The sequence below is a fragment of the Streptococcus oralis genome (assembly GCF_004127215.1).
In the GTDB taxonomy this organism is placed as follows: Bacteria; Bacillota; Bacilli; order Lactobacillales; family Streptococcaceae; genus Streptococcus; species Streptococcus oralis_BD.
Genome location: NZ_QEWJ01000013.1, coordinates 31,481 through 40,642 on the forward strand (window position 1 = coordinate 31,481; position 9,162 = coordinate 40,642).

The 9,162-nt window shown below is 40.9% G+C and carries 11 protein-coding genes and 3 pseudogenes; 13 read left to right on the forward strand and 1 reads right to left on the reverse strand.

Annotated features, from left to right (window positions below; genetic code table 11):
• Window positions 1–5: 5 nt before the first annotated feature.
• From DF216_RS09245 to purB, 13 genes and pseudogenes are all read left to right on the forward strand, one after another.
• Window positions 6–344 (forward strand): annotated as a pseudogene (locus DF216_RS09245) (IMP cyclohydrolase); the annotation flags it as partial.
• Window positions 345–465: 121 nt separating this feature from the next.
• Entirely contained in the window at window positions 466–1,728 is a 1,263-nt protein-coding gene (purD, locus tag DF216_RS09250; protein ID WP_129326659.1) for a phosphoribosylamine--glycine ligase, read from the forward strand.
• A gap of 390 nt (window positions 1,729–2,118) precedes the next feature.
• A complete protein-coding gene (purE, locus tag DF216_RS09260) occupies window positions 2,119–2,607 on the forward strand; it encodes a 5-(carboxyamino)imidazole ribonucleotide mutase (protein WP_000802563.1) in 489 nt (162 codons plus the stop codon).
• Window positions 2,594–3,685, forward strand: a complete 1,092-nt coding sequence (gene purK / locus DF216_RS09265; RefSeq protein WP_240659328.1) for a 5-(carboxyamino)imidazole ribonucleotide synthase — start codon at window positions 2,594–2,596, stop codon at window positions 3,683–3,685. Before purE ends, purK begins: the two co-directional genes overlap by 14 nt.
• Window position 3,686: 1 nt before the next feature.
• The gene (locus DF216_RS09270; RefSeq protein ID WP_129326661.1) at window positions 3,687–3,950 is read left to right on the forward strand and encodes a hypothetical protein; all 264 of its coding nucleotides are present in this window, start codon (window positions 3,687–3,689) and stop codon (window positions 3,948–3,950) included.
• Window positions 3,951–3,970: 20 nt separating this feature from the next.
• Window positions 3,971–4,197 (forward strand): annotated as a pseudogene (locus DF216_RS09275) (phosphoribosylaminoimidazole carboxylase).
• A 3-nt stretch (window positions 4,198–4,200) separates the two neighbouring features.
• Window positions 4,201–4,893, forward strand: coding sequence for an aspartate/glutamate racemase family protein (locus DF216_RS09280; RefSeq protein WP_129326662.1), 693 nt, complete (start codon window positions 4,201–4,203; stop codon window positions 4,891–4,893).
• Window positions 4,894–4,895: 2 nt separating this feature from the next.
• Window positions 4,896–4,991, forward strand: a pseudogene (locus tag DF216_RS11060) (phosphoribosylaminoimidazole carboxylase); the annotation flags it as partial.
• A gap of 1 nt (window position 4,992) precedes the next feature.
• Window positions 4,993–5,259: a hypothetical protein gene (locus tag DF216_RS09290; RefSeq protein ID WP_129326667.1), complete on the forward strand. Its 267-nt coding sequence runs from the start codon at window positions 4,993–4,995 to the stop codon at window positions 5,257–5,259.
• Between the two features lie 19 nt (window positions 5,260–5,278).
• The gene (locus DF216_RS09295; RefSeq protein WP_129326663.1) at window positions 5,279–5,494 is read left to right on the forward strand and encodes a phosphoribosylaminoimidazole carboxylase; all 216 of its coding nucleotides are present in this window, start codon (window positions 5,279–5,281) and stop codon (window positions 5,492–5,494) included.
• A 210-nt stretch (window positions 5,495–5,704) separates the two neighbouring features.
• Window positions 5,705–6,319, forward strand: a complete 615-nt coding sequence (locus DF216_RS09300; RefSeq protein ID WP_230454487.1) for an integrator complex subunit 13 — start codon at window positions 5,705–5,707, stop codon at window positions 6,317–6,319.
• A gap of 213 nt (window positions 6,320–6,532) precedes the next feature.
• Window positions 6,533–7,702 carry a DUF3800 domain-containing protein gene (locus DF216_RS09305; protein ID WP_129326664.1) on the forward strand — a complete coding sequence of 390 codons (1,170 nt, stop codon included), beginning with the start codon at window positions 6,533–6,535 and terminating at the stop codon, window positions 7,700–7,702.
• A 12-nt stretch (window positions 7,703–7,714) separates the two neighbouring features.
• The gene (gene purB, locus DF216_RS09310; protein WP_129326665.1) at window positions 7,715–9,013 is read left to right on the forward strand and encodes an adenylosuccinate lyase; all 1,299 of its coding nucleotides are present in this window, start codon (window positions 7,715–7,717) and stop codon (window positions 9,011–9,013) included.
• Window positions 9,014–9,066: 53 nt separating this feature from the next.
• Here purB and DF216_RS09315 read toward each other — a convergent pair.
• A partial coding sequence (locus tag DF216_RS09315) for an IS3 family transposase (RefSeq protein WP_164979025.1) occupies window positions 9,067–9,162 on the reverse strand: 96 nt, incomplete at its 5' end.

The window sequence follows — 9,162 nt, forward strand, 5'->3', positions numbered from 1 at the left end:
AAATTACGGCTCCTGAGTTTGCTTGGAAGGCTATCAAGTATGTCAAATCAAACGGTATCATCATCACCAACGACCACATGACACTTGGTGTTGGCCCAGGTCAAACCAACCGTGTGGCCTCTGTTCGTATCGCCATTGACCAAGCCAAAGACCGCCTTGACGGCGCAGTTCTTGCTTCAGATGCCTTCTTCCCATTTGCAGATAACGTGGAAGAAATCGCCAAAGCAGGTATCAAGGCGATCATCCAGCCAGGAGGATCAGTCCGTGACCAAGAATCCATCGAAGCCGCGGATAAATACGGCTTGACTATGGTCATCATAGGCGTAAGACATTTTAGACATTAAAAAGATAAAAGGGAAGAAAACAGTTTCTTTCCTTTTTTTGCTTAAAAAACGGAATATAACAAGATTAAAACGAACGTTTATGATATAATGTTAGTAAATAATTCGCAAAAGAGGTTGAGAGATGAAGCTGTTAGTTGTCGGTTCGGGTGGTCGTGAACATGCGATTGCTAAGAAGTTACTTGAATCAAAAGACGTTGAAAAAGTCTTTGTAGCTCCTGGGAATGATGGGATGACTCTGGATGGTCTGGAATTAGTGAATATCTCTATTTCCGAACATTCTAAACTGATTGAGTTTGCAAAAGCCAACGATATTGCTTGGACCTTCATTGGGCCAGATGACGCCCTTGCGGCTGGGATCGTGGATGATTTCAATGCAGCAGGACTCAAAGCCTTTGGTCCGACAAGATTGGCAGCGGAGTTGGAGTGGTCTAAGGATTTTGCTAAGGAAATCATGGTCAAATACGATGTTCCGACAGCAACCTATGGGACCTTCTCAGATTTCGAGGAAGCTAAGGCTTATATCGAGGAGAAAGGCTCTCCAATCGTAGTCAAGGCAGATGGTTTAGCGCTTGGTAAGGGTGTCGTCGTTGCTGAAACGGTTGAGCAAGCGGTCGAAGCCGCTCACGAGATGCTTTTGGACAATAAATTCGGTGATTCAGGTGCGCGTGTAGTTATTGAGGAATTCCTCGACGGAGAAGAGTTCTCTCTCTTTGCTTTTGTCAATGGAGACAAGTTCTACATCATGCCAACGGCTCAGGACCACAAATGTGCCTATGATGGTGACAAGGGGCCTAACACGGGTGGTATGGGTGCCTATGCGCCAGTTCCTCACTTGCCAGAAAGTGTGGTTGCCACAGCGGTTGATACTATTGTCAAGCCTGTCCTTGACGGGATGATTAAAGAAGACCGCCCCTATCTTGGTGTCCTTTACGCAGGGCTTATTTTAACAGCAGACGGACCTAAGGTCATCGAGTTCAACGCTCGCTTCGGAGATCCAGAAACGCAAATTATTCTGCCTCGTTTGACATCTGACCTTGCACAAAATATCACGGATATCCTCGATGGCAAGGAGCCAACCATTACCTGGACAGATAAGGGTGTGACGCTGGGTGTAGTTGTCGCATCGAACGGCTACCCGCTAGACTATGAAAAGGGTGTCAAGTTGCCAGCCAAAACCGATGGCGACATCATCACCTACTATGCAGGGGCTAAGTTTGCGGAAAATAGCAGAGCACTGCTATCAAACGGTGGACGTGTCTATATGCTCGTTACCACAGCAGACACCGTCAAAGAAGCCCAAGACACCATCTACAAGGAACTTGACAAACAAAACACAGAAGGCCTTTTCTATCGTACGGATATCGGAAGCAAGGCAATTAGATAAAGATATAAGAAAAGGCGACGAAGTCGCTAAACCCGATAATGGTCGCTTTGGTGAAAAGACCAGAACAGAACAGAACTTGTTCTGGTCGGGGGAAACTTTGAGACCTTAGGCTCAAAGTTTAGGAATGAAACCGAAGGTTTGCTTCCGCCCCCACCACCTAAGACCATTATCAAAAAGAAAAATAAAAATTCACAAAATACGTTAATGGTCGTATGGTTTGCGAGCGTTAGCGAGCTAATATAGGATAATCGTCGCAGTAGTGGAACTCCTAGTAGCATAGCTACTAGGAGCGGAAAACTGGAGACTTAGGCTCCAGTTTTAGTAATGGAACGCCTTAGGCGATCGCTTACGTCCGCACTACATTAGACGATTATTAAAAAAGGAGAAGAAATGAAACCAATTATTTCCATCATCATGGGCTCAAAATCCGACTGGGCAACCATGCAAAAAACCGCCGAAGTCCTAGACCGCTTCGGTGTAGCCTACGAAAAGAAAGTTGTCTCTGCTCACCGCACACCTGATCTCATGTTCAAACATGCCGAAGAAGCTCGTAGCCGTGGTATCAAGGTCATCATCGCAGGTGCTGGTGGTGCCGCCCATTTGCCAGGAATGGTAGCTGCCAAAACAACCCTTCCAGTCATTGGTGTGCCTGTCAAGTCTCGTGCCCTTAGTGGCGTGGACTCGCTCTACTCTATAGTACAGATGCCGGGTGGCGTCCCTGTTGCGACTATGGCTATCGGTGAAGCGGGTGCGACAAACGCAGCCCTCTTTGCCCTCCGTCTCCTATCAGTAGAGGATCAGGCTATCGCGACAGCTTTGGCAGATTTTGCAGAAGAACAAGGAAAAATCGCAGAGGAGTCTACAAATGAGCTCATCTAAAACAATCGGAATTATCGGTGGCGGTCAGCTAGGGCAGATGATGGCCATTTCTGCTATCTACATGGGGCATAAGGTTATCGCTCTGGATCCTGCGGCGGATTGTCCAGCCTCTCGTGTAGCGGAAATCATCGTGGCTCCTTATAATGATGTGGATGCCCTCCGTCAGTTGGCGGAGCGTTGCGATGTCCTCACCTATGAGTTTGAAAATGTCGATGCTGACGGTTTGGATGCTGTCATCAAGGATGGTCAACTCCCTCAAGGGACAGACCTGCTCCGTATTTCCCAAAATCGCATCTTTGAAAAGGACTTTTTGTCAAACAAGGCTCAAGTCACTGTGGCACCTTACAAGGTTGTGACCTCAAGCCAAGACTTGGCAGATATCGACCTTTCTAAAAACTATGTCCTCAAGACTGCGACCGGTGGTTACGATGGCCATGGTCAAAAGGTCATTCGCTCAGAAGCAGATTTGGCAGAAGCCTATGCGCTAGCTGATTCTGCAGACTGTGTCTTGGAAGAATTTGTCAACTTTGACCTTGAAATTTCTGTCATCGTGTCAGGAAATGGCAGGGATGTGACGTTTTTTCCAGTTCAGGAAAATATCCACCGTAACAACATTCTTTCGAAAACCATCGTGCCTGCACGCATTTCAGCTAGTCTAGCTGACAAAGCAAAAGCTATGGCAGTGCAAATCGCAGAGCAGCTTAATCTATCTGGAACCCTTTGCGTGGAAATGTTTGCGACGGCTGATGACATTATCGTCAACGAGATTGCTCCACGTCCACACAACTCTGGGCACTACTCGATTGAAGCCTGCGACTTCTCCCAGTTTGACACCCATATCTTGGGTGTTCTAGGAGCGCTACTTCCAGCAATCCACCTTCATGCACCAGCTGTTATGCTCAATGTCCTCGGCCAGCATGTCGAGGCCGCTGAACAATATGTCACAGAAAATCCAAGCGCCCACTTCCACCTGTATGGTAAAATAGAAGCGAAGCACAACCGCAAGATGGGACATGTGACTTTGTTTAGTGATGCGCCGGATAGTGTGGTTGAGTTTGGTGAGGGGATTGATTTTTGAAATGACAGAAGAATTTGATGAATTGCTGGATGATGAAATAACGACCGTAACACTGACTTATACGGACGATTTTATTGTTCCAGAGATTGCGGATAGAGAGGGGATTCATATTTTAGAGAGAGCTGGTAATCAGCTAGTCTTAGAATATTCTTGTTCCGTGAAGGAAGTTAAGGATTATCTGAGTAGTTACGGCCTGCCTAGACATCCTGAGAGAATTTCATTTGAATTTTCTATACATGAAGACTCAAAAAATGATAATCTTTAAAGCTAAATGGAGACCAGTTTATGATTCAAATTATTGTCAATGCTTTTGTGGAGGAAGGAAAAGAAATCGCCGTTGTGGAAGTGCTCTTTGCCAGTGTCGACCATGAAAAAGTAAAAGCCAATATCAGAAATTAAAGATTCAATATCCAAACAATTATCTGGCTATCTATGATTCGCCGTTGGATACAGATCTAAGTAGCTTGCCGCACTATCCGTCGGTTGTGATAAGCAAGGAGGAGTTTAATTAGCCTATGAAAACTATTGGTCTGATTGGTGGTATGAGTTGGGAAAGCACCACATCTTACTACCAAATCATCAATGAAACCATCAAAAAAGAGCTGGGTGGCTTGCATTCAGCTAAGATTCTGCTTTACAGTGTTGATTTTGCGGAGGTTGAGCATTATCAGGCAGTCGGAGACTGGGAGAAAAGCGGTCAACTTTTGGCAGATATTGCTCAGCGCTTGGAGCAAGCTGGTGTAGATTTCATCGTTATTTGCACAAACACCATGCACAAGGTTGCTCCGCAGATACAAGAAAAGATTACGATTCCAATCTTGCATATTGCGCAGGCAACTGCGCAGGCCTTGTTGGCTGATGGTATTCAAAAGGTCGGCCTCCTGGGAACAAAGTACACCATGACTCAAGATTTTTATAAGGAGAAATTAATAGAGTCTGGGTTAGAAGTGCTGATTCCAGACCAAGTTGGTATTACAGAGGTCAATCGAATCATTTATGACGAACTTTGCCTAGGGAACATCAAAGAAAGCTCAAAGCAGACTTATCTTGCCGTTATAGATGATTTGAAAAAGGCGGGCGCAGAGGCCGTTATCTTGGGTTGTACCGAGATAGGTCTCCTCGTCAAGCAATCCGACACCGACCTGCCTCTCTATGACACAACAGTGATTCATGCAGAGAAAGCAGCGGAGTGGGCGGTAAATAAGTGACCATAGAAGACAAGCACAACCGTAGGGTAGGGCATATAACTTTGTTTAGTGATGCGCTAAATAGTGTGGTTGAATTAGGAGAAGGGATTGATTTTTAAAATGATAGAAGAGTTTGATGATGTATTTGAAGATGATATTACTACTCTGACATTTACTTATGCGGATGATGTAGTCATCCCAGAAATTCCGGATGCAGAAGGTATTCATATTGTAGAGATAACAAATAATCAGCTAGTTATAGAGCATACGCGCGATGATGATGAAGTCTATGATTATATAAAGAGTTTTGGATTAACGAGCCGTCCTATAAAACTTTCGATTGAATTTTTTGCATACGAAGATCCTGAGGAAGAAGAAAATGATTAGAATTTAATGGGGAGAATCTATGATTCAAATCATCGTGAATGCATTTGTTGAAAAGGATAAGACCGGAGCAGTCGTCGAAGTCTTGTATGCTAGTAACGATCACGAAAAAGTGAAGGCTAAGTATGAAGAGCTGGTTGCTCAATGTCCTGAAAACTATTTGGCAATTTATGATTTGCAGTTAGATACAAATTTGAATACACTAGATCACTATCCATCTGTATGGATTGGGAAATAAGAGTTTGAGGAGTAAGACAGGACCCCAGTTATAAGGTCCGTCGTCTTACCTCTGCAAGGTTGAATAGGCTTGTCGTAGCTGATAAAGTCAGCAAGAGAAGTCAGTCAACTACTGCTGGAAAGGGATTAATTTTTAAAGAATAGTATGCCATTAAAGTATTTTGAAATCAAAAGATTATTGAGATCTCAAATAAGTTTAGTTGATTCTCTTATGAGTAAAGTATTGAAATACCTATTGTTATATGGATTTCTAGCTATTTTTGTTACAATAGGAAATACTCAACAGAAAACAGATGTCTCAGGAAAGCTCCTAATTCTACTAATAATTATGGGAGTACTCTATAGATTAAATGTTCTTTTTGAGAAAATTAATATTAAAAATTTGACGATGGCTTTTAAAAAAGGAAATTTTCTAGATAGTGAGCATACAGAAATGTTAATTTCTGATATTGAATCGTCATTAAATAAAATAAATAATTTTGCAAACTGGAGTTGTGGTATTTTAGCAACCATTTCAATATTTGTTGGTACAACCTATATTAATTTTCTCATAACTCTCATTACCAAAGAGGAGCTTTCGAAGATATTAATTAGCGAGGGTACTAGTTCACAAAGTAGTCTGATTAGTATTTTGCTGCAGTTGATGTTGATAGTGGTTTTATTTTTATTGGCATATTATCTTACTGTTCAGGCTTTTACTTATGATATGCGGTTTGTAAACACTATTTTAAAAAGTAGTCTTTACATTGATGAAGATGATAAGGCCATATATGGATTTTGGAAAAAGTTTTGGTATAGTTTAGAACATTTTACTTCAGGAATTTGATAAAAGTTAATAATCTGAAATTTAGATTTTTTATTCCCTGACCACTATAAGCATAACCGCATGGGTCATGCGACCTTGTTTGGAGTTATGGCTAGCGTGAAGGAGTTTTGAACTTTACAGTTGCAAATTTATAATTGGTATAAATAATAATTTTGTCATGGTATAATAAGCTTAGATAGCGATGTTAGTTAAAACGAGAAGAAGGTTAAAGGTATGATTAAAGGAGATAGTTGGGAAATAATAAGTTCAAAAATAAAAGAAAGTGCTAAATATATTAGTGATCTTAGAAAGTCGGATGAAGAATTATTTTTTTATTATGATGAATCCAATAATATTAGGAAGTATATACTAAAGAGCACAGGTTTTAATAATGATAATGTCAATTTTTCACTCGCTGGTGTTTTTTCAACAGAGGAAAAAGATATTTCAAAAGAAGAATTATATGATTTATTAGGCTTTACCAACAATGCTAACTTTAAGGAATTTAAATTTAAGCATTTCATCAAAAAAAATAGTCATACTTTTTTTGAAATGATAGATACAGATAAATTTACAAATTTATTTAAATTTATTAAAGATAAAAATTTGTATATTCATGTAAGTATTTTAAATGTGTTTTATTATGGAATTGTCGATATTGTCGATGAAATTATTCACGATACAATAACCCCAATGAAATTGAATAAAGTATATGTTGGTGAATTAAAGGAATTTGTGTATTCAAAAATGTTTTTGGAATATAATAGATTTTCAGAAATGTTTTATGACTTTCATTATCCAAATATTAAAGAAGCAGACTCCATTCAATTTTTGGAAAATATTAAAGAGTATTTTGAAACAGTTTCGATAGGTGTTTCAAAACGAGAATTGAATAAGGAATGGTTAGGGTGCATAAAAAAGAAAATGGATTGTATGAAAAGTAGTACAGACAAATTAGTATTATTGGCACATAATCAAGACGATATTTTAATTGAAAACTTTTCTGAGCTATACAGTCATAAAATTTTTGTATATGATAAATCAATTCACTTGTTTGATGAAGAGACGGTAATCGAAGAACATTGGTGCCAAACTGGTATGTCAAAATCTACAATTAAAGATAGATATAATTTTGAGAGTTCTGAAAAAAATATTATGTTGCAGATAAGTGATGTTATTGCTGGGATTTTTGCTAAGTTATTTGATTATATGGCATGCAAATCAATATATAATCTAAAATCGACTGTAACAGAAATGGATAAGAATTCTAGACAGTATAAAAATTTAAAACTTTTAATGGAACTTATAAATAGAACAGAGCTTTTTGAAAGCTATTTATTAAATTTTACTGTACCTACTTCGTTGCATAAAAAGTTTATCGAACTTTACAATTGTTTTTATTAAAGGAGAATCAACATGATCAACCGTTACTCTCGCCCAGAGATGGCGAACATTTGGACTGAAGAAAATAAATACCGTGCTTGGCTTGAGGTGGAAATCTTGGCTGACGAGGCATGGGCTGAGTTGGGGGAAATCCCTAAGGAAGATGTGGCTTTGATTCGCGAGAAAGCGGACTTTGACATCGACCGTATTTTGGAGATTGAGCAAGAGACGCGTCACGATGTGGTGGCTTTCACGCGTGCGGTTTCTGAGACTCTTGGCGAAGAGCGCAAGTGGGTTCACTATGGTTTGACTTCTACCGACGTGGTGGATACGGCCTACGGTTACCTTTACAAGCAAGCCAACGACATCATCCGTCGTGATCTTGAAAACTTCACCAACATCATCGCTGATAAGGCTAAGGAGCACAAGTTCACCATCATGATGGGGCGTACCCACGGTGTGCACGCTGAGCCGACAACTTTCGGTCTTAAATTGGCGACTTGGTACAGCGAAATGAAACGAAACATCGAGCGTTTCGAGCATGCGGCTGCTGGTGTGGAAGCTGGTAAGATTTCTGGTGCGGTTGGTAACTTTGCCAATATCCCACCATTCGTAGAGCAGTATGTCTGCGACAAGCTTGGTATCCGTGCTCAAGAAATCTCTACACAGGTGCTTCCTCGTGACCTTCATGCTGAGTACTTTGCAGTTCTTGCTAGTATCGCGACTTCAATCGAGCGTATGGCGACGGAAATCCGTGGTCTGCAAAAATCTGAACAACGCGAAGTGGAAGAATTCTTTGCCAAGGGGCAAAAGGGTTCATCAGCAATGCCTCACAAACGCAACCCTATCGGTTCTGAAAATATGACGGGTCTTGCGCGTGTTATCCGTGGTCACATGGTGACAGCTTATGAAAATGTGGCTCTCTGGCACGAGCGTGATATTTCCCACTCATCAGCTGAGCGCATCATCACACCAGATACAACCATTTTGATTGACTACATGCTCAACCGTTTTGGAAATATCGTCAAGAACTTGACAGTCTTCCCAGAAAACATGATCCGCAACATGAACTCAACTTTCGGTCTTATCTTTAGCCAACGTGCTATGTTGACCTTGATTGAGAAAGGTATGACGCGTGAGCAAGCTTACGACCTTGTTCAACCGAAGACAGCTCAATCATGGGATAATCAAGTAGACTTCAAACCACTTCTCGAGGCAGATCCAGAGGTAACCTCACGTCTGACTCAAGAAGAAATCGATGAAATCTTTAACCCTGCATACTACACCAAACGAGTAGATGATATCTTCGAACGTATCGGACTGGGTGACTAATCACAACAAAAAAGCGAGATTCTGTACTGACCCCAAAAAGTTAGACAATTAATTTATCCGAAGGATTTAGTTCTGTATTGCACAGGACTGAGTCCTTTTAGTTTTATCTTAATTCGTTTATTGTTGTAGTAATCAATGTAGTCCACAAT

Bases quoted from the DNA above. Each gene is read 5' to 3' on its own strand.
- purD (WP_129326659.1), top strand. From the start codon at position 466: ATGAAGCTGTTAGTTGTCGGTTCGGGTGGTCGTGAACATGCGATTGCT.
- purE (WP_000802563.1), top strand. From the start codon at position 2,119: ATGAAACCAATTATTTCCATCATCATGGGCTCAAAATCCGACTGGGCA.
- purK (WP_240659328.1), top strand. From the start codon at position 2,594: ATGAGCTCATCTAAAACAATCGGAATTATCGGTGGCGGTCAGCTAGGG.
- DF216_RS09270 (WP_129326661.1), top strand. From the start codon at position 3,687: ATGACAGAAGAATTTGATGAATTGCTGGATGATGAAATAACGACCGTA.
- DF216_RS09280 (WP_129326662.1), top strand. From the start codon at position 4,201: ATGAAAACTATTGGTCTGATTGGTGGTATGAGTTGGGAAAGCACCACA.
- DF216_RS09290 (WP_129326667.1), top strand. From the start codon at position 4,993: ATGATAGAAGAGTTTGATGATGTATTTGAAGATGATATTACTACTCTG.
- DF216_RS09295 (WP_129326663.1), top strand. From the start codon at position 5,279: ATGATTCAAATCATCGTGAATGCATTTGTTGAAAAGGATAAGACCGGA.
- DF216_RS09300 (WP_230454487.1), top strand. From the start codon at position 5,705: ATGAGTAAAGTATTGAAATACCTATTGTTATATGGATTTCTAGCTATT.
- DF216_RS09305 (WP_129326664.1), top strand. From the start codon at position 6,533: ATGATTAAAGGAGATAGTTGGGAAATAATAAGTTCAAAAATAAAAGAA.
- purB (WP_129326665.1), top strand. From the start codon at position 7,715: ATGATCAACCGTTACTCTCGCCCAGAGATGGCGAACATTTGGACTGAA.